We start from the raw sequence: 25,173 nt of genomic DNA, 5'->3' as shown, positions 1-25,173 counted from the left end.
TCTCCCATGTCCGAAGAAGCCTTCATCTACGAGGCCATTCGCACCCCGCGCGGCAAGCAGCGTGGCGGGGCACTGACCGAGGTCAAGCCGCTCAGCCTGGTTGTCGGCCTGATCAACGAGCTGCGCAGCCGCCACCCCGACCTGGACGAGACCCTGATCAGCGACGTCATCCTGGGATGCGTCTCGCCGGTGGGTGACCAGGGTGGCGACATCGCCCGTACCGCGGTGCTGGCCGCCGGCCTGCCCGACACCACCGGTGGCGTGCAGCTCAACCGGTTCTGCGCCTCGGGCCTGGAGGCCGTCAACACCGCCGCCCAGAAGGTGCGGTCCGGCTGGGACGACCTGGTGCTGGCCGGCGGTGTGGAGTCGATGAGCCGGGTCCCGATGGGCTCCGACGGCGGCGCGATGTTCTCCGACGTGCCCTTCACCTACGACAACTACATCGCCCCGCAGGGCATCGGCGCCGACTTGATCGCCACCATCGAGGGCTTCTCCCGCGAGGACGTCGACAACTACGCGCTGCGCAGCCAGCAGCGGGCGGCAGCCGCCTGGTCGGGCGGCTACTTCGCCAAGTCCGTCATCCCGGTTCGTGACCAGAACGGCCTGGTGATCCTCGACCACGACGAGCACATGCGCCCCGACACCACCCTGGAGGGCCTGGGCAAACTGCGCACCGCCTTCGACGGCATCGGTGCGATGGGCGGCTTCGACGACGTGGCCCTGCAGAAGTACCACTGGGTCGAGTCCATCAACCACGTCCACACCGGCGGCAACAGCTCGGGCATCGTCGACGGCGCAGCCCTGCTGCTGATCGGTTCGGAGAAGGCCGGCGCCTCGCAGGGGCTGACCCCGCGGGCCCGCATCGTGGCCACCGCCACCAGCGGCGCCGACGCCACCATCATGCTCACCGGCCCCACCCCGGCCACCGTCAAGGTCCTCGACCGGGCCGGGCTGACCGTCGATGACATCGACCTGTTCGAGCTCAACGAGGCGTTCGCATCGGTGGTGCTGAAGTTCCAGAAGGACCTCAAGATCCCCGACGAGAAGCTCAACGTCAACGGTGGCGCCATCGCGATGGGCCACCCGCTGGGCGCCACCGGCGCCATGATCACCGGAACCATGGTCGACGAGCTCGAGCGTCGCGGTGCCAAGCGTGCCCTGATCACGCTGTGCATCGGCGGCGGCATGGGCGTGGCCACCATCATCGAGCGCGTCTGAGAGGTTTGAGAAAAAATGGCAGAGAACACCATTAAGTGGGACAAGGACGCGGACGGCATCGTCACGCTGACCCTGGATGACCCGACCGGGTCGGCCAATGTGATGAACGAGCACTACCGCGAGTCCATGCACAACGCGGTGCAGCGGCTCATCGAGGAGAAGGATTCGGTCACCGGTGTGGTGCTCACCAGCGCGAAGAAGACCTTCTTCGCCGGTGGCGACCTCAAGGCGATGATCCACGTCGGCCCCGACGACGCCGAGGCCGTGTTCGAGCAGTGCGAGAGCATCAAGGCCGACCTGCGGGCCCTGGAGACCCTGGGCAAGCCCGTCGTGGCCGCCATCAACGGCGCCGCGCTCGGCGGCGGCCTGGAGATCGCGCTGGCGTGCCACCACCGGATCGCCGCGGACGTCAAGGGCAGCCAGCTCGGTCTGCCCGAGGTCACCCTGGGCCTGCTGCCCGGCGGTGGCGGCGTCGCCCGCACGGTGCGCATGCTGGGCATCCAGAACGCCTTCATGAACGTGCTCGCGCAGGGCACCCGGTTCAAGCCGGCCAAGGCCAAGGAAATCGGCCTGGTCGACGAGGTCGTGCCGACCGTCGAGGAGCTGGTGCCCGCCGCCAAGGCGTGGATCAAGGCCAACCCGGACGGCGGCGTGCAGCCGTGGGACGCCAAGGGTTACAAGATGCCCGGTGGCACCCCGTCCAGCCCGGCCCTGGCGGCGATCCTGCCGTCGTTCCCGGCTCTGCTGCGCAAGCAGCTCAAGGGCGCCAACATGCCGGCGCCGAAGGCGATCCTGGCCGCCGCGGTCGAGGGTGCGCAGGTGGACTTCGACACCGCCAGCCGTATCGAGACCCGCTACTTCGTCTCGCTGGTCACCGGCAATGTCGCCAAGAACATGATCCAGGCGTTCTTCTTCGACCTGCAGCACATCAACGGCGGCGGAAGCCGGCCCGAGGGCATCGGGCAGACCCCGATCCGCAAGATCGGTGTGCTCGGCGCCGGGATGATGGGTGCCGGCATCGCCTACGTGTCGGCCAAGGCCGGCTTCGATGTGGTGCTCAAGGACGTCACCCTGGAAGCCGCCCAGCGGGGCAAGGGCTACTCGGAGAAGCTGGAGGCCAAGGCGCTCGAGCGGGGTCGCACCACCGCCGAGAAGTCGCAGGCGCTGCTGGACAAGATCACCCCGACCGCCGATGTGCAGGATCTGGCCGGTGTCGACTTCGTGATCGAGGCCGTCTTCGAGAGCCAGGAGCTCAAGCACAAGGTCTTCCAGGAGATCGAGGACATCGTCGAGCCCAACGCACTGCTGGGATCGAACACCTCGACCCTGCCGATCACCGGTCTGGCGACCGGCGTGAAGCGCCAGGAAGACTTCATCGGCATCCACTTCTTCTCGCCGGTCGACAAGATGCCGCTGGTGGAGATCATCACGGGTGAGAAGACCTCCGACGAGGCGCTGGCCCGGGTGTTCGACTACGTGCTGGCGATCAAGAAGACCCCGATCGTGGTCAACGACAGCCGCGGCTTCTACACCTCGCGGGTGATCGGCACCTTCGTCAACGAGGCCCTGATGCTGCTCGGTGAGGGCGTGGAGCCGGCCAGCATCGAGCAGGCCGGTCTGCAGGCCGGCTACCCGGCCGCTCCGCTGCAGCTCTGCGACGAGCTCAACCTGGAGCTCATGCAGAAGATCGCCATCGCCACCCGCGAGGGTGTCGAGGCGGCCGGCGGCACGCTGCCCAGGCAGCTCAACGAAGAGGTCGTCGACAAGATGATCGAAATCGGCCGTCCGTCGCGCCTCAAGGGTGCCGGCTTCTACGAGTACGTCGACGGCAAGCGCGCCGGTCTGTGGCCGGGCCTGCGGGAGACGTTCAACTCCGGCAGCTCGAACCCGCCGCTGCAGGACATGATCGACCGGATGCTCTTCGCCGAGGTGCTCGAGACGCAGAAGTGCTTCGACGAGGGCGTGCTGAAGTCGACCGCCGACGCCAACATCGGCGCGATCATGGGCATCGGGTTCCCGGCCTGGACCGGTGGCACCGCCCAGTTCATCACCGGCTACCCGGGCGGCAAGGCCGCGTTCGTGGAGCGGGCCAAGGAACTGGCCGCCAAGTACGGCGAACGGTTCAACCCGCCGGCGTCGCTGCTGTAGTCAGGCTGACAACGTGGAATCCCCCGAAACCCCGCGGTTTCGGGGGATTCTGCGTTTGCTCAACCGAAAGGTGAGTGTGGGGGCGCTGGTCGAGGCGGGGCTGTGGCTCGGCCTGGTCTACGTGATCGCCGGGGTGGTGTGGCTGTTCGGTCACCCCGACGGTGTCGAGCGCCTCCAAGCGCAGGCCGAGCGGCAGTACGGCATCCCACCGTCCAGTGTCTACGAGGTGGCGACGGTGACCTCGGTGGCGCTGTGGCCGGTGATGCTGCTGCTGCCGGCCGACGTCTGCGTGCGCTGAGCCGGCCTGGGCTCAGATGGCCCTCAGGTCTGCCGAAATCCAGTGTTGGGGACGCAGATAGATGACCACCTGCTCGCCCAGTTCGGCCGCGGCGTAGGCAAGGAAGCGTTCGGCTCGTTCCGGCGGCAGGTAGCGGTGCGCCAGCTCGGCATGGAGTTCCTCGGTACCGGGCTCGATGCGGCTGACGGTGCCGTCGACGGCGACGTAGCGCAACGTGGGCTCGGTGCGCTCCACCATCAGCGAGAAGCATCCCGCCGCCTCGATGAGCTTGGCTTTGCGCGACCCGGCGGCCGTCATCACCCAGGGCTCACCGCCGGGTGCGTACTGATACCAGATCGGCACGGTCAGGGGGCCGCGGCCGATCCCGGCGCTCACCGAGAGTGCCGCGATGTGCGGTTCGGCCAGAAACTGTTCGCGTTCGTCCTTCGACAGGGCCATGGTCCGAGGCTAGCCGCGATGCGACAGCCGCGATGGCGGCTTCCTCAGATCGCCGGGCCCAGCAGATCGTCGGCGTCGCGGATGATGTAGCCGTAGCCCTGTTCGGCCAGGAAACGCTGCCGGTGCGCGGCGTACTCGGCGTCCAGGCTGTCGCGGGCGACCACCGAGTAGAAGATCGCCCCACCCCCATCGGCTTTGGGGCGCAGCAGCCGGCCCAACCGCTGAGCCTCCTCCTGCCGGGAGCCGAAGGTGCCCGAGACCTGCACGGCCACTGAGGCTTCCGGCAGGTCGATGGAGAAGTTGGCGACTTTGGACACCACCAGGGTGGAGATCTCGCCCCGGCGGAAGGCATCGAACAGCTTCTCGCGCTCGGCGGTACGCGTCGAGCCTTGGATCACCGGGGCGTCCAACTGCTGGCCGAGTTCTTCGAGCTGGTCGAGGTAGGCGCCGATCACCAGGGTCTGCTCGCCGGGATGCTGCTTGAGTATGGAGCGCACCACCGCGATCTTGGAGTGCACCGTGGAACACAGTTTGTAGCGCTCCTCGGGCTCGGCGACCGCGTAGGTCATCCGCTCGCTCTCGGTCATGGTGACCCGGACCTCGATGCACTCGGCCGGGGCGATCCAGCCCTGCGCCTCGATGTCCTTCCACGGCGCGTCGTAGCGCTTGGGCCCGATCAGCGAGAACACGTCGCCTTCGCGGCCGTCCTCGCGGATCAGCGTCGCGGTCAGGCCCAGGCGGCGGCGAGACTGCAGATCGGCGGTCATCCGGAACACCGGCGCCGGCAGCAGATGCACCTCGTCGTAGATGATCAGTCCCCAGTCGCGGCTGTCGAACAACTCCAGATGCCGATACTCACCCTTGGTGCGCCGGGTGATCACCTGATAGGTGGCGATGGTGACCGGGCGAATCTCCTTGCGCTCGCCGGAATACTCGCCGATCTCCTCTTCGGTCAGCGAGGTGCGTGCCACCAGTTCGCGTTTCCACTGTCGGCCCGCGACGGTGTTGGTGACCAGGATCAAGGTGGTGGCCTTCGCCTTGGCCATTGCCGCGGCACCGACCAGGGTTTTGCCGGCGCCGCAGGGCAACACCACCACCCCGGAACCGCCCGACCAGAACGAGTCCGCGGCCATCTCCTGATAGTCGCGCAGCTCCCAGCCGTTCTGGTCCAGCTCGATCGGATGCGCCTCGCCGTCGACATACCCCGCCAGGTCCTCTGCGGGCCAACCGATCTTGAGCAGCATCTGCTTGACGCGGCCACGTTCGCTGGGATGCACCACCACGGTGTCGTCATCGATGCGGGCGCCGAGCATCGGAGTGATCTTCTTGTTGCGCAACACCTCTTCGAGCACCGCACGATCCAGGCTGACCAGGGTCAGGCCGTGCACCGGGCTCTTCACCAGCTGCAGGCGCCCGTAGCGCGCCATGGTGTCGACGATGTCGACCAGCAGCGGCTGCGGCACCGCATACCGGGAGTGGCTGACCAAGGCGTCCACCACCTGCTCGGCGTCGTGGCCGGCAGCTCGGGCGTTCCACAACGCCAGCGGGGTGATGCGGTAGGTGTGAATGTGCTCCGGGGCGCGCTCGAGCTCGGCGAAGGGCGCAATGGCAGCGCGCGCCGCACCGGCCTGTTCGTGGTCGACCTCGAGCAGCACGGTCTTGTCGGATTGGACGATCAACGGCCCGTCGACACCGCTCATGCGCTGCTCCCATCATCGTCCCCCAGCAAGCTGGGGTACCCCGGCGCTCTGCAGTCGGCAGCACGCATGAGGCCCATTATCCGGAGCCGACCGACACCTTGCTCAGGGCGCCGAGTCTTCGCCCGCCGACGACACCGACGTGATGCGGTGGATCGCGAAGTCCTTCATCTGCCCCGACGTCGAATCGAACGCCACCAGCCGCCCACCCAGCACCTGGGTGGGGGCCACTTCGCGCTGGGTGGCCACCCCGGCGGCATCGACATAGCCGATCATGACCGTGGCCCGCTCCAGTGCGGCGCGCTTGAGCATGATCATCGCGGTCACCGGATCCAGCCGGATGTTGTCGAACGGCGCCGAGGTCACCGTGCGCAGCACCCGCACCAGCGCGGTCAGGTTGTCGTCACCGGGTCCGGTGTGCGGTCGATGCCCGCGACGCTCCGCGGGGGTGTGCACCCGCATCCCGCGTGGCCGGATGTCGACGATCGTTCCGGTGGCATCCTCGGCGGCCGGGGCGAAACCGGCGTCGCGCAGCGCCGCCAACACGTCGGCAAGCGGAGCCTGCGCCACCGCCACCGTCGGGGCCAGCATCCGCAGGCCCAGCGCCTCGGCGGCCGGAACGGCGACCGCCTGGGCCAGCAGGGCCGGATCCTCGCAGCGCACGAAGGAGGCCGCCAGTCCGATCCGCAGCTGCCCGTGCCGGCGCGCGACGTCGTCGATCAGGTAGGTGAGCCCCTGCGGCACCGGAGTCTTGGAGTGCTTCTCGAAGAACGCGCGCAGCCCGGCGCCGGTGCGGCCCACGTCCAACGCCGACCGGATGGTCTGTTCGGAGACCCGATAGACCATTGCGGCGCCGGCAGATTCCACGGTCGCGACAATGGCCAGCTCCTCGGCGAGTTCACGTTTCAGCGGCCCCGGCACCACCACGGTCAGGTCGGCCTGCACCAGGAAGTGGTCGATGGGCTCGGGCAGTGCCTTGGTCATCGCGGCTACCGCGGCGGCCTCCGCGGCGTCGGGCGCAGTGCCTTCGGCGCCACCGGCCAGCAGGACCCGGCCCGGCGAGCTGAGCGCGCCGCGACCCAGCACACCCAGGGCATGGGCCTCATCGAGCAGTTCGCCGACCGGGCCCGGCTGTAGCCGGTTGGCCCAGCGCGGCCGGCGCCAGATCAGCGCCCGCGACGCGCTGACCGCGTCGACCCCGGCGCCGACCGGAAGTTCGGCGAGCATGCCCAGCAGCAGCCGACGATCCAGCGGGGCGGCGGTGGAGAACAACGGCGTCGACAGCGCCGCGCGGGGCTTGCCGTCGGCGCCGCGGCTGCCGATCAGACCCGGCCGGGCCGGCAGATCCAGCCAGGTGGCGGCCAGCAGATGCCAACGCTGGGCGGTGGACTGCTCGGCGAATCGGTCGGCGAGCACCGTCGGCGCCCAGTAGGGACCGTCGGCATCGGGCCAGTCCCGTTGATCGGCAACTGCGGGGTCCGGAAAATCGGCCGCGATCAGCCGGGCGGTCGCGGCGATCTCGAGCAGCAGGCCCAGCCGGACCTCGTCGACCCCGGTGGCCTTCGCCAGTCGCTTGACCTCGCGCACACCCAGGCCGCCGCTGCGCAGCTCCGGCACCGGCGTTTCGCTCAGATTGGCGAGAATGACGTCGAGTTCGCGCAATACGTCGATCACCGCCCCGGCGGCCGCCGCGTCGACATCGGCCGCGGTCGTCTGCGACACCACCGGGTCGGGCTCATGCAACGCGACCGGGCCCGGCTGCTCCCCGCGCAGCACCTGACCGACGAGCCGCGGCAGGATCACCGTCTCGTCGTCGATCCGGCGCAGCAGTCCGGCCGCCAGCAGCTTGGGCACCGGACGATCCGGGGGAGCGTCGGGGGCGGCATCGCGGGTGCGCCCGATCGGCGAGCCGCTCAGCAGCTTGTCCAGCAGATCACGCTGCGCTGCATCCAGGTCGGCGATGGTGTCGCGAAGCGCGGCGATGTCGTGTTCACCGTGGGCCGGTTGTTCTCGGGTCACCTGACCCGGATGCCACGGCAGGCCGGCGCCCGCCTCGGCGACGACGCGCAGCACCCCGTCGTGCTGATCCGGCTGATGCGAGCCCCAGCACAACGCCCGCTCGATCAGGTCGTTCAGCGCCTCGGTCACCGCGTCGGCGGGGGCGCGCTCGCGCAGCAGGGCCAGCAGATCGGCGACCGGCACGCCGGAGCCGTCGGCATGCAGTTCCAGCAGCGCGTCGAGGACGGCGAGCCGCAGAAAATCCAGCTCGTCGGTGGCGGCCCGAACCGACTGACGGGCCTGGGCCCGCGCGGCCAGGGCGGCGATACTGCCCGGCGGTGGCTGGGCGAGGTCGGGCCGTAGCTTGAGCAGCCGGATCAGATCCTCATCGGGTAGGTCGGCCAGCCACGACCCCAGTGGTACACCTCGGGCGCGTTCGGTCATCGACGACCAGCGTAAGGCCCAACCGGTGAACGTCGCCGATCGCGACCTGTCAGAATGGATCCGTGGCTGGAAACCTGGACAACAAGAACCGGTACGTCGACAACGGTTGGCCGAAGACCGACGGCGAACCCGCCGTCAGCGAGCTGCGCACCGATCGGACCGGCGCGCTGTCGCCGTTCGGGGACCTCGTGTTCCCGCTGCCGTCCGAAGAGCTGCCCTACCTGCATCCGGTCACGGTCGTCAACCGGTAGCGGTGACGCCATGACCGGGCCGCTCTCACACCTCGATGACCGGGGAGCGGCCCACATGGTCGATGTCAGCGCCAAGGCGACCACGAAGCGTGTGGCGGTCGCCGGCGGTGTGCTGCGCACTACCGCCGAAGTGATTCAGCTGATTTCGGCCGGGGGGCTGCCCAAGGGGGACGCGCTGGCCACCGCGCGGGTGGCCGGCATCATGGCCGCCAAACGCACCAGCGATCTGATTCCGCTCTGCCACCAATTGGCTCTGACCGGTGTCGACGTGGACTTCGCGATCGGCGAATCCCAGATCGACATCAGCGCCTCCGTCCGGACCACGGATCGCACCGGGGTCGAGATGGAAGCGCTGACCGCGGTCAGCGTGGCGGCCCTGACCCTCTACGACATGATCAAGGCCGTCGACCGGGCCGCCGTGATCGACAACATCCGCGTGCTGAGCAAGGACGGCGGCCGTACCGGGGCCTGGGAGCGCTCGTGAGCGCCCGGACCGCCCGCGTCATCATCGCCTCCACCCGCGCCGCGTCCGGGGAGTACACCGACCGCACCGGTCCGATCATCGCCGAGTGGCTGGGCGAGCGCGGCTTCGCCCCGGTGCAGCCGGAGGTAGTGCCTGACGGCGCGCCGGTGGGTGTGGCCCTACGCGCCGCGGTGGCCGAGCGGGCCGACGTGATCATCACCTCCGGTGGAACCGGCATCTCGCCGACCGACGACACCCCCGCGCAGACGCTCACCGTTCTCGACTACGAGATCCCCGGCCTGGCCGATGCCATCCGCCGGTCCGGGCTGCCGAAGGTGCCGACCTCGGTGCTGTCTCGCGGCGTGTGCGGGGTGGCGGGCCGCAGCCTGGTCATCAACCTGCCCGGATCATCCGGTGGGGTACGCGACGGGCTTGGCGTGCTCGCCGATGTCCTCGATCATGCGTTGGATCAGCTCGCCGGTGGAGACCACCGGTGACGGGCCCCGCGGCGCTGGTCCTGCGGGCGGCGATCACCGAGCAGCCCGTCGTGCTGTCCGAACACGAGGAGTTGGTGGGCCACCGGGCCGCGGGGGCGATTGTCGGGTTCGTCGGCATGATCCGTGACCACGACCACGGTCAGCAGGTGCGGAGGCTGGAGTACTCCGCGCACCCGTCGGCGGAGCAGGTGATGGCCGAAGTGCTGGCCGAGGTAGCCGAGCGGGCCGTCGGTGTGCGCGCGCTGGCCGCCAGTCACCGGATCGGTGTGCTGCACATCGGTGACGCAGCGCTGGTGGCCGCTGTGGCGGCCGATCATCGCCGGGAGGCGTTCGAGGCCTGCGCGCTGCTGGTCGACACCATCAAGGCGCGGCTGCCGGTGTGGAAGCACCAGTTCTTCGCCGACGACACCGAGGAGTGGGTCGGCTCGGCCTGACGGTCACGCTGGGCACGAAAAACGGGGGCCGGATGACCGGCCCCCGTTTTCGTAGGTGCGATAGCCGCGTTACATAACCCGGCTGGGCTGCAGCGCGAACGCGTCAAGCGCGTCGTTGCCGTTGATGTTCTCCGAGCGCACGGCCTGCCACAGCTGCTGGTGGAAGCCGACCGAGACGGCTTCCTGGCGCTCGCCGTCCTGAGCCGGAGCCGCCTCGTCGGCGGGCGCCGGGGCCTCGGGGGCCGGAGCCTCAGGTGCCTGCGGGAGCCACCAAGGTGCGGGCGTCTCGGGGCCGGAGCCAGGTCCTCAGCTGCCGGGGCCGGGGCCTCCGGAGCCGGAGCCTCGGGGGCCGGAGCCTCCGGGAACCAGCCTGCGGGAGCCACCGGTGCGGCGTCTTCGGCGGGAGCCGGAGCCTCCGGGGCCGGCGGGAGCCACCACGGTGCGGGCTCGGGAGCGGGCGGGGGAGCCAGCGGGTTGTCCAAGGCCACGGCCTCGCCGTTGACTTCGGGGTTGTCGATCGGGGCGTCAGCCGCCGGCTCAGCCGGAACGTCGCGCGGCGAGGCGCCGGACAGCACGCGGCCGCAGACCGGCCAGGCGCCACGGCCCTGGGTTGCCAGCACGTGCTCGGCGATCGCGATCTGCTGTTCGCGGCTGGCCATGTGTGCCGACGGGGCGTACTTGCCACCACCGTGCGCGCTCCAGGTGCTCGGCGAGAACTGCAGCCCGCCCTGGTAGCCGTTGCCGGTGTTGATACCCCAGTTGTTGCCGGATTCGCACCGGGCTACGTGGTCCCATTCGTCATCGGTGGCCGCGGCGGCGGTCCCGGCGAGGGCCAGGCTGCCACCACCGATCACGGCTCCGGTGACAGCGATTTTGGCGATGTTGACGTTCGATTGGGTGGGCTTGCGATGCCGTCCACTCATACGGTGGTGAAATCCTCTCTGTCTACGCCTGCGAGGTCAGCGTCGGGTTCGGGCAGAGGGGTCTGCCCGGCCTGGATGCATACGGTGCGTCGTTGCACGCTGTGCGTCGTCGGCTTCACCCCAAGAGGCCGGTCATAGCCTCAGGGCCGCTCTTGGCGGACCCAGTGGGTCCCCCGTCTCCATCCATCAGGTATTTGTGTTGTTCCTCGCCCGCTGGATGGAGTCCGGCGCTACGGGTGAGGACAGGCGGATCGAACGGAAAATTTTCGATACACCCGGAGATGTACCGTAACCGCTCTTACCCGCAGAGTCACCCGTGACGCTCCCCGGCGTTTTCCTCGCTGTTTCTTCTCAAACCACCAGGAAGGGCCTGCGTTTACGCAGTTCATAGGGTGCTCCACCAAGTTGTTGCCGGGCCGTGATCAATTCGTTATGTGACGTAGATCATGCTTATCCGCCGGCAAATGGGGGCAGGACGTCGACGGTCTCGCCGGGCTGCAACGCCGCCTCGGCGTCGCGCACCGCGACTCCGTCGCGCAAGTAGGAGCACCGGCTCAGCACCGCAGCCAGTCGCTCATTACGGGCGCCGAGGGTGTGCGCCAGGGCGCCCACTCCGCCCCCGGTGGGCACGCTGATGGTCTCGGACTCGGTGCCGGCCGCGGCCCGTGCCGCCGCGAAATAACGGACCGTCACCGTGACGCCGGTATCGACGGCATTGGACTCATAGTTCATCGATCAACCGCCTATCGCGCTCATCGGGCGGTCCGGTTGGATGAAGTCCGGGTCGTTGATGCCATGGCCCGCCTTCTTGGTCCACATCGCGGCCCGCCACGCCTGCTCGATGGCGTCGTCATCGGAACCATCTCGCAACAGGGTGCGCAGGTCGTACTCCTCGGTGGCGAACAGGCAGTTGCGTATCTGGCCGTCGGCGGTGAGCCGGGTCCGGTCACAGTCTCCGCAGAACGGCCGCGAGACCGATGCGATGATCCCGAACGTCCCCGCCGGTGTCTGCAGGCCCTCGTCGACCAGCCAGATCTCGGCCGGCGCGGAGCCGCGCGGCTTCGGGTCGGGCCGCAGGCTGAACTGGGCCTGCACCGCCTCCAGCAGTTGCTCGACGCTGAGCCCGGCGTCGCGGTTCCAGTTGTGGTCGGCGTCCAGCGGCATCATTTCGATCACCCGCAGGTGGTAGCCCTGAACCAGGCAGAAGCGCAGCAGGTTGATGATGTCGTCGGCGGTGATCTTGGGATCGAGCACGGCGTTGACCTTGATCGGCCGCATCCCGGCCCGCGCGGCCGCGTCCAGTCCGGCCAGGACGTCGGGCAGGCGATCCCGCCGGGTGATCTCGGCGAAGTGGGCGCGGTCGACGGTGTCCAGCGACACGTTGATACGGTCCAGCCCCGCCGCGACCAGGGCGTCGGCCCGGCGTGCCAGTCCCAGACCGTTGGTGGTCAGCGCGATCTCAGGCCGCGGCCGCAGCGCGGCGGCGCCGGCCACCACGCCTTCGAGATGGCGGGCCAGCAGCGGCTCGCCGCCGGTGAACCTGATGGAGGCAATACCCAACCGGGTGACACCGATCCGCATCAGCCGGATTAGCTCGTCGTCGCTGAGCAGGTGCTGACCGGGAATCCAGTCCAGGCCCTCGGCCGGCATGCAATAGGTGCAGCGCAGGTTGCAGCGGTCGGTCAGGGAGATCCGCAGATCGGTGTGTACCCGGCCGAAAGTGTCCACCAGCGGCCCGGTGGTCGGCATCTGCGTGGCAACGGCGCGCTCCACGGCTTGGTGGAAGGCCGCCTTGCGGTGCGCCTCCTGGTGGTCCGCGCCGGCCCCCTCCGCATCCGGTGGGGGTGTGCGCAGACCCACTTGCCTCAACGTCATATCCGTATCCGATTCGGTCGGCCGGGGAGCGGTCGCAGCGACGTCGTTGTCCGGTCCTTATCTCCTCCAGCGGCGTCATCAGCCTACCGAGGAAACCTGCGAGGAAACCTGGGTGTTTTGCGGGTCGCTGTCCTAGTAAGATCAGCTACTGACGCGTCCTGCGCAGGCGGGACGCTTCCTTTATGTCCACAAGTACGTGATCAGCAAGACAAGCAGGTGAGACCAGTGCCGACCGGCAAGGTGAAGTGGTACGACGCCGCGAAGGGTTTCGGCTTCCTGTCCCAGGAAGAGGGCGAGGACGTCTACGTCCGCGCCTCGGCCCTGCCGGCCGGTGTGGAGGGTCTCAAGGCGGGCCAGCGGGTCGAGTTCGGCGTGGCCGCCGGGCGCCGCGGACCCCAGGCGCTGACGGTGAAGCTGATCGACCCGCCGCCGAGCCTGTCGCGGACCCGCCGAGAGGCGGCGCCGGCTGTCGAGCACCGGCACACCCCCGACGAGCTGCACGGCATGGTCGAGGACATGATCACCCTGCTGGAAGGCACGGTGCAGCCGGAGTTGCGCAAGGGGCGCTACCCGGACCGCAAGACCGCTCGGCAGATCTCCGAGGTGGTCAAGGCCGTGGCGCGCGAGCTCGACGCCTGAGGCCGGCCGGCCTGCCGAGCAGTCACTGACTAACCCGATCAACGGCGCCGATGAGCGGCGTTTCCAGCAACTGGTCTGACCACCAGACCTCTGGCCAATTTTGGTGCTAGACTACGTGGCATGACGCTCCAGCCGATCACGCGGCAGTCGATCCCCGACGAGATCTTCGCCCAGCTCGCCGCCCAGGTGCTCTCCGGTGACCGGACGCCCGGTGACACCCTGCCCAGTGAGCGAACCCTGTCCGAGGCGCTCGGGGTATCGCGGCCCGCGGTGCGCGAGGCGCTCGGCCGGCTGGATCGGGCGCGCCTCATCCAGGTCCGTCAGGGCGGCTCCACGGTGGTCCGTGACTTCCGTGCCGAAGCCGGGTTCGACGTGTTGCCGCTGTTGCTCGTGCACGGCGGCGACGTCGACCGCGCCACCTTGGCCAGCGTCATCGAGGCTCGCGCCATCATCGGCGCCCAGGTGGCCGCGCTGGCGGCGGGCCGGGCCACCGACGACGCTCGCGCCCGGCTGCGCGGCATGGTGGACGAGTTGGCGACCGAGTCAGACCCGGTGCAACGGATGTGGCGTGCGCTGGGCTTCTGGGAGCTGATCGTGGACAGCGCGGAATCCATCGCGTTCCGGCTGCTGTTCAACACGCTGCGTCAGGCCTACGTCCCCGCACTCGACGTACTCGTCAACGTGATGGCCGCCGAGGTCACCGATATCGAGCACTATCGAGTGCTCGCCGATGCCATCGCCGCCGGCGACGCGGACGCCGCTCGGATGGCCGCCACGGCGATGCTTGAACTGGGCAGTGCCGCATTCACCGCGCTGGCCAACCAGTTGGAGGGGCCGTGATGACCCGCAAGCAGCTGACCTTGCCCCAGGCCTTCGCCGAGTTCATTCGGCACCCCAGCCCCTGGATGCTCGTCGCGTGGGCGGGCGCACTGTGGGCAGCACGCCTGGCGGTGGGCGGATGGTCGATCGGCGATGCGATCATTGCGGTTGCCCTCGTAGGTATTTCACCCCTGGGTGAATGGCTGATTCACACCGGAATCCTGCATTGGCGTCCGCGCACTGTGGCCGGCGTGAAGATCGACTCGCGCCTGGCGCGTGACCACCGTCGGCATCACCGCGACCCGCGCGACATTCCACTGATCTTCATTCCGTGGCCCAGCCTGATCGTGATCATCGTGGGCCTGACGCCCTTGGCCTTGCTCGCCTTCCCCAACACCGGGAAAGGTCTGACGTTCGTCCTCACCATCGCGACATTCCTGGTGTTCTACGAATGGATTCACTACCTGGTCCACACGGATTACAAGCCCCGCCATGCGATCTACCGCGCAGTGTGGCGCAACCACCGGTACCACCACTTCAAGAACGAGCACTACTGGTTCACCGTGACCAGCTCCGGGACCGCCGACCGTCTGCTCGGCACCTACCCCGATCCGCGCACGGTGGAATCTTCGCCGACGGTGCGAAACCTGCACGCAGCGACACCGACCGGCTGACCAGCCGCGGCGCCGTGAAACCGGCCCGCAGAGTTCGAACCGTGGCACCCTGGATCTCATGGCCAGCTACCTCGCCGGCGGCGATTTCACGCGCGACACCAACTACATCTCCACCCGGATCACCGCCGACGGCCGTGATGGGTATCCCGTCGAACCGGGCCGGTACCGGCTGGTGGTCGCGCGGGCCTGCCCGTGGGCCAATCGCACCATAATCGTGCGGCGGCTGCTGGGTCTGGAAAAGGTTATCTCCATTGGCTTTTGCGGACCCACCCACGATCAGCGCAGCTGGACCTTCGATCTGGATCCCGGTGGCGTCGACCCCGTGCTGCAGATCCCACGACTACAAGACGCCTACTTCAAGCGCATTCCGGACTATCCGTTGGGGATCACCGTTCCGGCGCTGGTCGACGTGCCCACCGGCGCGGTGGTGACCAACGACTTCGCCCAGATGACCCTGGACTTCTCCACCGAGTGGACCACCTACCACCGCGACGGGGCTCCGCAGTTGTATCCCGAACCGCTGCGTGACGAGATTGACGAGGTGAGCAAGCGGATCTACACCGAGATCAACAACGGGGTCTACCGGTGCGGCTTCGCCGGCACCCAGGAGGCCTACGACGCCGCCTACGGCCGGCTGTTCACCGCGCTGGACTGGGTCAGCGCCCGGCTCGCCGACCAGCGATACCTGGTGGGGGACACCATCACCGAGGCCGACGTGCGACTCTTCACCACATTGGCGAGGTTCGACCCGGTCTATCACGGCCACTTCAAGTGCAATCGGCAGAAGCTGTCGGAGATGCCGGTGCTGTGGGCCTACGCCCGGGATCTGTTCCAGACGCCCGGGTTCGGAGACACCATCGACTTCGTCCAGATCAAACAGCACTACTACGTGGTGCACGCCGACATCAACCCGTCGCAGATCGTCCCCGATGGGCCGGATCTGACGAACTGGCTGTCACCGCATGGACGAGAAGCATTGGGCGGCAGGCCGTTCGGCGATGGAACTCCGCCGGGACCGGTGCCTGACGGCGAGCAGGTACCACCCGGCCACGGGGCTCAGCCCTAGCCGACCGTCGCCGGATGCGGCTTCCAGCGCATGCCCACCGCCCACTCGGCGTGCGGCACCGCGAACGGCTCGCCGGTACCGGCGTCGACGACCAGGGTGAGCAGCTGCACCACCAGCCCGCGCAGCGGACCGCGCTGGGGATCGACGGTGGGGACGGTGACCGCCAGGGTGCTGCCCGGCGGATATATCTGGCCGGTGGAGTCGGCGGGGTCGTCGTAGAGCCGCAGCAGCTGCCACGGCGCGCGGCCGATGCGGTTGTCCACCGCCAGTTGCACCGGGTGCCGTGAGTCGACCGCCAACGTGCCGCGGTCTTCGGTCAGCAGGCATTCGCCCAGGTCGAGGACGCTGCAGTACAGGTACGGTCCGGTGCGGGCCAGCTGGCCGTTGGAGTACGCGCTGATCTGCGGCGGCAGCGGCTCCTCGGCCCGGGTGAACCACCAGGTGCCGAATCCGGCGAGTACGGCGGTCACCGCCGTCAGCACCGCCACCAGCACCGCCGTCGAGCGTTTCACTGCCACATCACCCCTGTCTTGCCGGATCGAGGCGGGAACCGTCCTGCTCGATCAGCACCGGCCGGTTGCCCCCCAGGCCGGGAATCAACGAGTCACCGTGAAACGACAGGATGGTCTGGGCCAGACCCGGGATCAGCAGCGCGCTGATCGCGGTGAAGCCCACCCACAGATCGGTGTATACCAGCACGCCCAGCGCGCCGCCCAACACCCAGGCCAGTTGCAGGGTGGACTCGGTGCGGCCGAACGCCGACGCCCGCGACTCCTCCGGCAGGTCGTCCTGCAGTGCGGCATCCAGCGAGGCCTTGGAGATCGCACTGGCCCCCGACGTCACCAGTGCGGCGATCGCGGCCATCACCAACGTGCCGGCCACCGCTGCCGCCACCGCGACCGCGGTCACCGCCATGGTGCAGCGCACCACCAGCACCGCGGGGCGGCCCAGTTGCAGTCGGGCGCTGGTGAAGTTGCCGGCGAAATTTCCTGCCCCGGCGGCTGCACCGATCAGTCCCAGGATGCCCAGCTGCACCCAGCCGGTGGCATTGTGCTGCTTGGCCACGAACGCCGGGTACAAGAACAAGAACCCGACCATGGCCTTGATGGTGCAATTGCCCCACAGCGCGGCGATGATGTTGCGGCCCAGCGGTTGCCGCAGCGGTTGGCTCAGCGCCCCGCCGGCCCGCCGGACCTGCTCGGGCCAACTTCGGGGCCGCTCGTCGAAGCGGTAGCTCAACGTGGCCGGGACCTCGCCGGCGGTCACCTCCACCCATCGCGGGATCCGCATCGACAGGACCGCCCCGGCGATCGAGACCGCCACGAGAACCAACAGGGCCCCGGGCAGCTGGAGCAGGCGGGTGAAGATGTACTCGGCTGCCGCGGCGACACCACCGCCGACGATCGTGCCGCCGAGCAGACCGAACATGGTCAGCCGGGAATTGACCCGCACCAGATCGATCGACGGCGGCATCACCCGTGGCGTCACCGCGCTGCGCAACACCGTGAACGACTTCGACAGCGCCATCATCGCCAACGCACACGGGTAGAGCACCCAGGAGCCGAAGGTGCCCGCGACACCGTCGTAGTTGGCGATCAGCACCAGGGCCAGCAGGGTCCGCAACGAGAACGACATGGCCAATGCTGCGCGCCGGCCGTGCTGGACGCGGTCCAGGGCGGGACCGATCAGCGGTGCGACCACCGCGAACGGTGCGATGGTCACCAACAGATACAGCGCCACCCGGCCCTTGCTCTCGCCGGCGGCCGCCGCGAAGAACAAGGTGTTGGCGAGCGCGACGGCCATCGCCGCGTCTACCGCGAAGTTCGCCACCACCGGCCAGGTCAGTGCGGTCAGCCCGGACTTGTCGGCGCCGTCGGCGGTGGCGGCCCGTTGCACCAGCCCATACATCCGCGAGCCCATTTCGCGACTGCGCGCCGCCGCAGCCCGGGTGACTGTGACGCGATCGTTGTCCCCGGAACCGCCCGATGGCTCGGGGCGGCGTGACGTGCCGGTGTTTTCACGTAGCGGTGGTAGGTAGCGATTGGCGCTGGGCATGGGCTTGCGCGGCCGCTGGCCACCGGCGTTACTGCTGGGGTAGTTGGCCATGCCGGGATGCTGATCGGCCGAGCCGTTGCGCGCACCTCGGCCGGAGACCGAAGACGGACGGCTGCGCCGACCCGGTTCGGGGAGATCGCGACGCCGTGCAGACACATCCGCGATTCTTCCCTATGTCTGCCGCCCGACCGCGTAGGCGCGATCGTGCCTGCATGTGGCTGATGGAGCCGGGCTGCGGCAGTATGAGTGACGTCAGTTGAACGGAAGGGACCCGCGTGACCGGACCCAGCGCAGAATCAGCCACCGCGACCATCGCCGTGCCCACGGTGCTGGCCGAGGCCGTCGAGCGCGCTCGCTCGGCTATTGCCGAGTTCAGCGGCGCCGACACCGTCGGCGAGCACCTGGGGGTCGACTACGAAGACCCGACCGCCGCCACGCACCGGTTCGCTGCGGTGCTGCCCGGTTATGGGGGCTGGCAGTGGGCTGTCGTGGTCGCGGCGATTCCGGGCGCCGCAGAGCCCACCGTCAGCGAGGTTGTGCTGGTCCCCGGGCCTACGGCCCTGCTGGCTCCGGAGTGGGTGCCCTGGGATCAGCGGGTGCGGCCCGGCGACCTGGGTCCGGGCGATCTGCTGGCCCCGCCCGCAGGCGATCCGCGACTGGTTCCCGGCTACACCTCGAGCGGCGACCCGCAGCTCGACGAAGTGGCCGGCGAGATCGGTCTGGGCCGACGCTGGCTGATGAGCCCGGTGGGCCGCGCCGCGGCCGCGCAGCGCTGGCACGACGGCGAGCACGGTCCGGATTCGGCGATGGCACGATCCACCAAACGGATCTGCCGTGATTGTGGCTTCTATCTGCCGCTCGCCGGTGAGCTGGGCACGGTCTTCGGCGTCTGCGCCAATGAAATGTCCGCTGACGGACACGTGGTCGACAACCGATACGGCTGCGGCGCGCACAGTGACACGCCCGCGCCGGCAGGAACCGGGTCGCCGGCCTACGAGCCCTTCGACGACGGTGTGGTGGAGATCGTCGATGTCACCGCGCTTCCCGCCGCCGCGCCGGCTGACGAGGTGACCGAGACGGTTGACGAGGTGGCCGAAGCGTCCGACGCGGCGCCCGACGCGGCTGAAGACGCGATCGGCGCGGCTGAAGACGTGAGCGAGCCGGCTGACGGGCTGACCGACGCGGCGCAAGAGGTGGCCGAGGCTGAGCCGGTGGCCATCACGGAAGCCCAGGCCGAGCCGGTGGAGAATTCCGTCGTCGAAGCGCCGACCGAGCCTGTCGCCGAAACGGCAGCGCCACAGGAACCTGCCGAAACCGAGACCGAGGCAGCAGAGGCCGTCGTCGAAGCGCCCGCCGACATCGCGGATGCCCCAGGGGAATCCGGCGACCTGTAAACGCCTAGCCGAAGTTGAACAGGTACTCGCCTGGGATCACCAAGAGCATGTTGAAGACGGTGTTGACCACCGCTCCCGGTAGGCCGAGCACGTAGTTGACGACGTCCAACGGGATGGTGACCGCCTGACTGAAGGCCATCCCGAAGTCGAGGTTGAGCAGGCTGGTCACCACGTTCGAGAAGTCGTTGTACAACGTGAACGGCAGGCTGATGAAGCGGTTGAACAGCCCTACGGCGGCCGCCACTTCCGCGTTGATCAGGCCGATGATGTCGAAGGCCTCGGCGGCGCCGGGCACGTCGAACGCGCTGGCAGCGCCGGGTAGGACATCCGACAGGTCGACCGTGCCGGGCAGGACGTCGGACAGGTCGACCGAACCGGGCAGCAATTCGGACAGGTCGACAGCGTCTGCGGCGTTGAGTTCCTCTGCGATGCCGGAGATGTCGAACGGCGCGAGCCCGGCGAGGGTCTCATAGCTGTCGACGACCGCGTTGGCGGTCAGCGCCACCTCGTTCGACACCGCAGCCACGGCGCGCGTGCTGATCTCGGGCGGCGCCGCCAGCGGAGTCAGGCCGGCGGCCACCAGAGCGGTCGCTGCGAAGGCGACGCTGGGCATTCGCACTACGGATTTCACGGTTTCCATGGATCCCTCCCAATATCCCGCCGTATCAGGGCACGCTACTCCGCCCCCGCAGCGCCGTCACGCGTTCTCTGCGGCGGCCTTGATCTTGCTCAGCGACGCGTTCATACCCTCGACCAGTTCGTGTTCGAAGGTGGGTGTCCCGCCCATGAACTTGTCCACCAAGAACGCCGAGACGGCGGTGGTCTGGCCGTTGTCGACGCGCCGGCTCTCGGTCACCCGCGTGCCGGTGGCAGTCGGCTCGAGTTCATAGGTCCACACACTGCGGTTCTCGGCGACGCGGAAGGCCAGCTTGCGCTCCGGGACGTACTCGGTGATGACCGAGGTGGTGGGCCAGAACATTCGGCCGCGCCGGTTGAAGTTGATCGTGCGGGTTCCCTGGCGCACGGCACCGAGCGGCTTCATCCACCGGCACTGCGGGCTCCACTCGGGCATCTTTCGGAAGTCGGAGATCAGCGCCCAGACCTTGGCCACCGGTGCATTGATGTCGACCTGTGCCGTCAACAGCGGGGCTGCCATGGCATTCCTCCTCGAATCGTCGGATCTGACTCTATTCGTGTTCCAGCCCGGTTTGGGCTCCGCGCGCACCGCGTCGTGCCGCCCCGCGTTGCACCAGAAAGATTGTGGTGCCCACCATCCCGACACCGAGCCCCGCAACGCTCACCGGACGCCATCCCTCCAGTGCCGGCACCGTGAAGGCGGCGATGGTCGCCACGCAGAAACCGGTGACCCCGGCGCCGATCACCGGCCAGACCCGCAGAAGCGCGGTCGGCAGCGGTGGTGGCTCGGGGGCGGGCTCCGGGGCGGGCTGAGGGGTCATCGCCGTTGACGTTAGCGCCTCGCCGGTAAAGTTCCCGCAGTGGCCAGGCTCGTCGACGTAGTCGATATCGATGACCCCGGCGATTCCCGGCTGGATGACTTCCGCGATCTGAACAGCATCGATCGTCGCCCGGACCTGCCCACCGGCAAGGGGCTGGTGATCGCCGAAGGGGTGCTGGTGGTGCAGCGGATGCTGGCATCGCGGTTCACCCCGCGGGCGCTGCTGGGCACCGACCGCCGGCTGACAGAGTTGACTCCCGACCTGACCGCACCGGATGCGCCGGCCGTCCCGTACTACCGGGTGTCCGCCGAGGTGATGGCCGAGGTGGTGGGATTTCACCTCAACCGTGGTGTGCTGGCCGCCGCCTCGCGGGTGCCCGAGCCGTCGGTGGCTGACCTGGTCGCCCGGGCCCGGACGATCGCGGTGCTCGAGGGCGTCAACGACCACGAGAATCTGGGCTCGATCTTTCGCAACGGTGCCGGGTTGGGCGTGGATGCGGTGGTGTTCGGCAGCGGCTGCGCCGACCCGCTCTACCGGCGCTCGGTGCGGGTCTCGATGGGGCACGCCCTGCTGGTGCCCTTCGCGCGTTCGACGGACTGGCCCGGGGATCTGACGATGCTGCGGGAGCAGGGCTTCCGTCTGCTGGCGATGACTCCGGACCCGCGGGCCGAGCAGTTGTCGAGCGCGATGACGAAGCTGCGCGATGAGCCGGTGGCGGTGCTGGTCGGTGCGGAGGGACCGGGCCTCTCAGAGCGGGCGATGCGCGCCAGCGACATGCGGGTCCGCATTCCGATGTCGCGGGGAACCGATTCCCTCAACGTCGCCACCGCAGCCGCGCTGGCCTTCTACGAGCGCATTAGGCTGCCGGAATGACGTCCACCCCGAGTACGCCGTGGGGGACGGGTCTGACGGTGGCGGGGTTCGTCGCGGCGGTGACCGGAACCGCGATCGCGGTGTTGAGCCTGGGCCTGCTGCGCGTGCATCCGGCAGTGGCGGTGGTGCTCAATCTGATTGCGGTGGGCGGCCTGGCGCCGACGGTGTGGGGCTGGCGTCGCACTCCGGTGCTGCGATGGCTGGCCCTGGGGGCCGGAATCGGCGTGGCAGGCGGGTGGCTGGTGCTGCTGGCGCTGGCTGCTCAGCGCTGACCGGTCGAGCGGACCCCGAGCAGGACGTCCTCCCACCCCGGGACTTCGGGCTTGCTGCGGCGGGCGCGGGTGCCCGCGCGCTGCTGCACCGGCTCCTCTTCGACCACCGCGGGGGCAGCCGGAGCTTCGAAGTCCAACTCGGCCACCGCAGCAACCGGCCGCAGCGGACGACCGAAACCGGGGTCGATCAACTCCTTGGCCGCGTCGTCGACCGCGGTCACCGTCCCGCCGTGCGCCCCCGGGGTGAACCAGAAGTGTGCGACGTTGTCCGAACGGCCGGCCTTCCAGCCCAGCTGCACCGTCCAGCGTCCGTCGTCATTGCGCCACGCGTCCCAGCTGGTGCTGTCGGAGTTCAGGCCCCGCGACACCAGTGCGGAGGTGACGACGTCGAGCAGCGTCTGGACCGCTGGGCCGTCGGACAACACCGGGTGGGCAGCGGTCGCGAGCTCTGCGGCGCGGGACCGCTCCAGCAGCACCGGGTGGGCGAAGCGCTCCACGCGGGCGACGTCCACACCGGCCGCGGCGGCCACCTGTTCCACCGATGCTCCAGCGCGGATGCGTGCCTGGATGTCTTTGGGGCGCAGCATGCTGCTGCCCGCATCCGCCGAGCTCTGACCGACTCGGTGACCCTCGCCGCGGACCGCACCGCGCAGCCGGTCGTCGATGCGGACCCGGAACATCTCGGTGTGCTCTTCGCCGTCTCCGGCGCTTTCGCAGATGATGTGCTTGCCGTCAACGTCGAGGCCGATGGCCCTCAGTTCCCGCATGACTTCTCCTCGCGAACGCCCGGTTACGTGCGGACTCTAGTCCAGTGAATGGCCCCGCCCGCCGTGACACGCGGGGGTTATAACGATCCGATTACGGCGTGGTCCGCTTCAGCTCGGAGGTTGCGCTCAGAGGCGTTCGACCACCCAGTCCACGCACTGGGTCAGGGCGCTGACGTCGTCGGGCTCCACCGCCGGGAACATCGCGACCCGCAGCTGGTTGCGGCCCAGCTTGCGGTAGGGCTCGGTGTCGACGATGCCGTTGGCCCGCAGCACCTTGGCCACCGCCGCCGCATCCACCTCGTCGACGAAGTCGATGGTGCCGACCACCTGCGAGCGCAGGGCCGGGTCGGCGACGAACGGGGTGGTGAACGAGCGCTCCTCGGCCCAGGAGTACAGCCGCTGGGACGAGTCCGCGGTGCGCTTGACCGCCCAGTCCAACCCGCCGTTGCCCAGCAGCCAGTCCAGCTGCTCGGCCAGCAGCACCAGGGTGGCGATCGCCGGGGTGTTGTAGGTCTGGTTCTTGGTGCTGTTGTCCACCGCGATCGGCAGCGACAGGAACTCCGGCACCCAGCGGCCGGACGCGGCGATCGCCTCGATGCGGGCCAGCGCGGCGGGGCTCATGATGGACAGCCACAGCCCGCCGTCGGAGGCGAAGTTCTTCTGCGGTGCGAAGTAGTAGGCATCGACCTCGGTGATGTCGACCGGTAGGCCGCCGGCTCCCGACGTCGCGTCGATCACGATCAGGGCGTTCTCGGAGCCGCTGGGCCGGCGCACCGGCACCGCCACGCCGGTCGAGGTCTCGTTGTGTGCCCAGGCGATCACGTCGACCGACGGATCGGACACCGGCTCGGGGGCGCTGCCCGCGTCGGCCTTGATGATGATCGGGTCGCCGACGAAGGGGTTCTTGGCCACCGCCGAGGCGAACTTCGCGCTGAACTCGCCGTAGGTCAGGTGCAGCGAGCGCTTGTCGACCAGGCCGAATGCGGCGGCATCCCAGAATGCGGTGGAGCCGCCGTTGCCCAGCACCACCTCGTAGTCGTCGGGCACCGAGAACAGTTCGCGCAGCCCGCTGCGGACCCGGCCGACCAGATCCTTGACCGGTGCCTGCCGATGTGAGGTGCCGAACAGCGGCGCGGCGGTGGTGACCAGCGCATTCAACTGTTCCGGGCGGACCTTCGACGGGCCGCAGCCAAACCGTCCGTCGGCGGGTTTGATGGAGTCCGGGATCGTGAGCTGCTCAGCCATGGCCTCTAGCGTAGACAGCGGACGACACGACCTCGCAGGGCAGGTTTAGTGTGATCTAAATCACCGAACGTACTCGACACCTGTCACGCCCACAGTGTTAATTCGCAGCCTGGACGGGTACCCAGTACCTGCGGTACCGTTATACATAAGCCTAGTAAATGTAAACGACAGGTGGAGGTGTCTCCGATGGCTCAGAAAGCCGCTCGAACCCGTATTGTGCGCCGGTGGCGAGCCAACATGGACGTGACCGACGACAAGAAGTACGTCGAGATGCTCAACACCTTGTCGGAAGGGTCGGTCCGACGGAACTTCAATCCGTACACCGACATCGACTGGGACAGCCCCGAGTTCAAGGTCACCGAAAACGACCCGCGCTGGATCCTGCCGGGCACCGACCCGATCGGCCGGCACTGGTGGTACCAGTCCCAGCCGCAGGACGTTCAGATCAAGATCGGGATGTGGCGCCAGGCCAACGTCGCCAAGGTCGGGTTGCACTTCGAGTCGATCCTGATCCGCGGCCTGATGGAATACGCGTTCTGGGTGCCCAACGGCTCACCCGAATACCGCTACTGCCTGCACGAGGCGGTAGAGGAGTGCAACCACACCATGATGTTCCAGGAGATGGTGAACCACATCGGCGCTGACGTGCCCGGCATGCCGCGGCTGCTCAAATGGATTCAGCCGACCATCCCGCTGGTTGCCGGGCCGCTGCCGATCCCGTTCTGGTTCGGCATCCTGGCCGGCGAGGAGCCGATCGACCACATCCAGAAGGCCATCCTGCGCGAGGGCAAGACCCTGCACCCGATCATGGAACGGGTGATGGCCATCCACGTGGCCGAGGAGGCGCGACACATCTCGTTCGCGCACGAGTACCTGCAGAAGCGCATTCCGAATCTGCCTCGTCGCAAGCGGTTCTGGCTGTCGCTGTACGTGCCGATCGTGATGCGCGTGCTGTGTTCGGCGATCGTGGTGCCGCCCAAGGCGTTCTGGACCGAGTTCAACATCCCGCGTGAGGTCCGCAAGGACATCTTCTTCCGGTCGGCGGAAGCTCGACAGATGTTGCAGGACATGTTCGGCGACGTCCGGATGCTCTGCCACGACACGGGCCTGATGAACCCGGTCGCCAAGCTGATGTGGCGGATCTGCCGGATCCACGGCGAGCCGTCCCGGTTCCGCAGCCAGCCGCAGCGCGCGCACCTCACGCCCGTGGCGTCGGTCGCGTAGCGGC

Annotated in this window: 26 protein-coding genes, 2 pseudogenes and 1 riboswitch; of the genes and pseudogenes, 15 read left to right on the top strand and 13 right to left on the bottom strand. The window is 68.6% G+C overall.

Annotated elements, in window-relative coordinates; translation table 11 throughout:
- Window positions 1-6: 6 nt before the first annotated feature.
- Genes AWC18_RS06590 through AWC18_RS06580 form a run of 3 tightly spaced genes read left to right on the top strand, consistent with a single transcriptional unit; the run spans window position 7 to window position 3,664 of the window.
- Complete coding sequence (locus AWC18_RS06590) at window positions 7-1,218, top strand: acetyl-CoA C-acetyltransferase (protein ID WP_064998728.1); 1,212 nt, start codon at window positions 7-9, stop codon at window positions 1,216-1,218.
- Between the two features lie 15 nt (window positions 1,219-1,233).
- On the top strand, window positions 1,234-3,366 hold the full coding sequence (locus AWC18_RS06585; RefSeq protein WP_085138154.1) for a 3-hydroxyacyl-CoA dehydrogenase NAD-binding domain-containing protein: 2,133 nt from the start codon (window positions 1,234-1,236) through the stop codon (window positions 3,364-3,366).
- 13 nt (window positions 3,367-3,379) lie between these two features.
- A complete protein-coding gene (locus AWC18_RS06580) occupies window positions 3,380-3,664 on the top strand; it encodes a hypothetical protein (RefSeq protein WP_234806442.1) in 285 nt (94 codons plus the stop codon).
- Between the two features lie 12 nt (window positions 3,665-3,676).
- Here the strand turns inward: AWC18_RS06580 and AWC18_RS06575 are convergent, their stop codons facing one another.
- From AWC18_RS06575 to AWC18_RS06565, 3 genes are all read right to left on the bottom strand, one after another.
- The gene (locus AWC18_RS06575; RefSeq protein WP_085138153.1) at window positions 3,677-4,102 is read right to left on the bottom strand and encodes a pyridoxamine 5'-phosphate oxidase family protein; all 426 of its coding nucleotides are present in this window, start codon (window positions 4,100-4,102) and stop codon (window positions 3,677-3,679) included.
- Window positions 4,103-4,146: 44 nt separating this feature from the next.
- Complete coding sequence (locus tag AWC18_RS06570) at window positions 4,147-5,802, bottom strand: DNA repair helicase XPB (RefSeq protein WP_085138152.1); 1,656 nt, start codon at window positions 5,800-5,802, stop codon at window positions 4,147-4,149.
- A gap of 102 nt (window positions 5,803-5,904) precedes the next feature.
- Window positions 5,905-8,241 carry a helicase-associated domain-containing protein gene (locus AWC18_RS06565; protein ID WP_085138151.1) on the bottom strand — a complete coding sequence of 779 codons (2,337 nt, stop codon included), beginning with the start codon at window positions 8,239-8,241 and terminating at the stop codon, window positions 5,905-5,907.
- A 62-nt stretch (window positions 8,242-8,303) separates the two neighbouring features.
- Between AWC18_RS06565 and AWC18_RS06560 the strand changes: the two genes are divergently transcribed.
- Genes AWC18_RS06560 through AWC18_RS06545 form a run of 4 tightly spaced genes read left to right on the top strand, consistent with a single transcriptional unit; the run spans window position 8,304 to window position 9,886 of the window.
- The gene (locus AWC18_RS06560) at window positions 8,304-8,492 is read left to right on the top strand and encodes a hypothetical protein (protein WP_064998733.1); all 189 of its coding nucleotides are present in this window, start codon (window positions 8,304-8,306) and stop codon (window positions 8,490-8,492) included.
- A 10-nt stretch (window positions 8,493-8,502) separates the two neighbouring features.
- The gene (moaC, locus tag AWC18_RS06555) at window positions 8,503-8,976 is read left to right on the top strand and encodes a cyclic pyranopterin monophosphate synthase MoaC (protein WP_064998734.1); all 474 of its coding nucleotides are present in this window, start codon (window positions 8,503-8,505) and stop codon (window positions 8,974-8,976) included.
- Window positions 8,973-9,452, top strand: a complete 480-nt coding sequence (locus AWC18_RS06550; RefSeq protein ID WP_420093316.1) for a MogA/MoaB family molybdenum cofactor biosynthesis protein — start codon at window positions 8,973-8,975, stop codon at window positions 9,450-9,452. The genes moaC and AWC18_RS06550 overlap by 4 nt, the downstream gene beginning before the upstream one ends.
- Before the next feature lie 14 nt (window positions 9,453-9,466).
- Window positions 9,467-9,886 (top strand): molybdenum cofactor biosynthesis protein MoaE, encoded by a 420-nt coding sequence (locus AWC18_RS06545; protein ID WP_064998752.1) that lies wholly within the window; start codon window positions 9,467-9,469, stop codon window positions 9,884-9,886.
- A gap of 69 nt (window positions 9,887-9,955) precedes the next feature.
- Here AWC18_RS06545 and AWC18_RS06540 read toward each other — a convergent pair.
- The 3 genes and pseudogenes from AWC18_RS06540 to moaA form a co-directional block, all read right to left on the bottom strand.
- Window positions 9,956-10,809 (bottom strand): annotated as a pseudogene (locus AWC18_RS06540) (transglycosylase family protein).
- A gap of 9 nt (window positions 10,810-10,818) precedes the next feature.
- Window positions 10,819-11,012: riboswitch (cyclic di-AMP (ydaO/yuaA leader) on the bottom strand.
- 247 nt (window positions 11,013-11,259) lie between these two features.
- A complete protein-coding gene (locus AWC18_RS06535) occupies window positions 11,260-11,541 on the bottom strand; it encodes a MoaD/ThiS family protein (protein ID WP_085138149.1) in 282 nt (93 codons plus the stop codon).
- 3 nt (window positions 11,542-11,544) lie between these two features.
- The gene (gene moaA / locus AWC18_RS06530) at window positions 11,545-12,558 is read right to left on the bottom strand and encodes a GTP 3',8-cyclase MoaA (protein ID WP_234806451.1); all 1,014 of its coding nucleotides are present in this window, start codon (window positions 12,556-12,558) and stop codon (window positions 11,545-11,547) included.
- Window positions 12,559-12,909: 351 nt separating this feature from the next.
- Between moaA and AWC18_RS06525 the strand changes: the two genes are divergently transcribed.
- The 4 genes from AWC18_RS06525 (at window position 12,910) to AWC18_RS06510 (ending at window position 15,882) form a co-directional block, all read left to right on the top strand.
- Window positions 12,910-13,323, top strand: a complete 414-nt coding sequence (locus tag AWC18_RS06525; protein WP_064998738.1) for a cold-shock protein — start codon at window positions 12,910-12,912, stop codon at window positions 13,321-13,323.
- A gap of 120 nt (window positions 13,324-13,443) precedes the next feature.
- Window positions 13,444-14,163 (top strand): FadR/GntR family transcriptional regulator, encoded by a 720-nt coding sequence (locus AWC18_RS06520; RefSeq protein ID WP_085138147.1) that lies wholly within the window; start codon window positions 13,444-13,446, stop codon window positions 14,161-14,163.
- Window positions 14,163-14,816, top strand: coding sequence for a sterol desaturase family protein (locus tag AWC18_RS06515; RefSeq protein WP_064998740.1), 654 nt, complete (start codon window positions 14,163-14,165; stop codon window positions 14,814-14,816). The genes AWC18_RS06520 and AWC18_RS06515 overlap by 1 nt, the downstream gene beginning before the upstream one ends.
- A gap of 58 nt (window positions 14,817-14,874) precedes the next feature.
- Window positions 14,875-15,882, top strand: coding sequence for a glutathione S-transferase family protein (locus tag AWC18_RS06510; protein ID WP_085138146.1), 1,008 nt, complete (start codon window positions 14,875-14,877; stop codon window positions 15,880-15,882).
- On the opposite strand, the gene AWC18_RS06505 is transcribed toward AWC18_RS06510, so the two are convergent.
- Both AWC18_RS06505 and AWC18_RS06500 read right to left on the bottom strand, forming a co-directional pair.
- Complete coding sequence (locus AWC18_RS06505; RefSeq protein ID WP_085138261.1) at window positions 15,879-16,394, bottom strand: DUF2771 domain-containing protein; 516 nt, start codon at window positions 16,392-16,394, stop codon at window positions 15,879-15,881. The two genes, AWC18_RS06510 and AWC18_RS06505, sit on opposite strands and share 4 nt — an antisense overlap.
- 7 nt (window positions 16,395-16,401) lie before the next feature.
- Window positions 16,402-17,988 (bottom strand): MFS transporter, encoded by a 1,587-nt coding sequence (locus AWC18_RS06500; protein ID WP_109560007.1) that lies wholly within the window; start codon window positions 17,986-17,988, stop codon window positions 16,402-16,404.
- A 224-nt stretch (window positions 17,989-18,212) separates the two neighbouring features.
- Between AWC18_RS06500 and AWC18_RS06495 the strand changes: the two are divergent.
- Window positions 18,213-18,954, top strand: a pseudogene (locus tag AWC18_RS06495) (DUF3027 domain-containing protein); the annotation flags it as partial.
- Between the two features lie 381 nt (window positions 18,955-19,335).
- Here AWC18_RS06495 and AWC18_RS06490 read toward each other — a convergent pair.
- From AWC18_RS06490 to AWC18_RS06480, 3 genes are read right to left on the bottom strand one after another with little or no spacing between them, the layout of a single operon-like run.
- A complete protein-coding gene (locus tag AWC18_RS06490) occupies window positions 19,336-19,971 on the bottom strand; it encodes a hypothetical protein (RefSeq protein ID WP_133054984.1) in 636 nt (211 codons plus the stop codon).
- Window positions 19,972-20,028: 57 nt separating this feature from the next.
- Window positions 20,029-20,487: an SRPBCC family protein gene (locus AWC18_RS06485; RefSeq protein WP_085138142.1), complete on the bottom strand. Its 459-nt coding sequence runs from the start codon at window positions 20,485-20,487 to the stop codon at window positions 20,029-20,031.
- 31 nt (window positions 20,488-20,518) lie between these two features.
- Window positions 20,519-20,788, bottom strand: coding sequence for a DUF2530 domain-containing protein (locus tag AWC18_RS06480; protein ID WP_085138141.1), 270 nt, complete (start codon window positions 20,786-20,788; stop codon window positions 20,519-20,521).
- Between the two features lie 39 nt (window positions 20,789-20,827).
- Here AWC18_RS06480 and AWC18_RS06475 point away from each other — a divergent pair, with 39 nt between their 5' ends.
- Entirely contained in the window at window positions 20,828-21,661 is an 834-nt protein-coding gene (locus AWC18_RS06475) for a TrmH family RNA methyltransferase (protein ID WP_085138140.1), read from the top strand.
- Window positions 21,658-21,933, top strand: coding sequence for a DUF2537 domain-containing protein (locus AWC18_RS06470; protein WP_064998630.1), 276 nt, complete (start codon window positions 21,658-21,660; stop codon window positions 21,931-21,933). Before AWC18_RS06475 ends, AWC18_RS06470 begins: the two co-directional genes overlap by 4 nt.
- Here AWC18_RS06470 and sepH read toward each other — a convergent pair.
- Together sepH and serC are read right to left on the bottom strand one after the other, a co-directional pair.
- Entirely contained in the window at window positions 21,924-22,700 is a 777-nt protein-coding gene (gene sepH, locus AWC18_RS06465) for a septation protein SepH (protein ID WP_064998629.1), read from the bottom strand. The genes AWC18_RS06470 and sepH overlap by 10 nt on opposite strands.
- A gap of 126 nt (window positions 22,701-22,826) precedes the next feature.
- Entirely contained in the window at window positions 22,827-23,945 is a 1,119-nt protein-coding gene (serC, locus tag AWC18_RS06460) for a phosphoserine transaminase (RefSeq protein WP_085138139.1), read from the bottom strand.
- A 186-nt stretch (window positions 23,946-24,131) separates the two neighbouring features.
- Here serC and AWC18_RS06455 point away from each other — a divergent pair, with 186 nt between their 5' ends.
- A complete protein-coding gene (locus tag AWC18_RS06455) occupies window positions 24,132-25,169 on the top strand; it encodes an AurF N-oxygenase family protein (RefSeq protein ID WP_085138260.1) in 1,038 nt (345 codons plus the stop codon).
- Window positions 25,170-25,173 lie beyond the last annotated feature (4 nt).

This window comes from Mycolicibacter nonchromogenicus (assembly GCF_002101775.1).
GTDB lineage: Bacteria > Actinomycetota > Actinomycetes > Mycobacteriales > Mycobacteriaceae > Mycobacterium > Mycobacterium nonchromogenicum.
The sequence above is the reverse complement of the archived record's forward strand: the minus strand, read 5'-3'. Positions and strand labels throughout refer to the sequence as shown.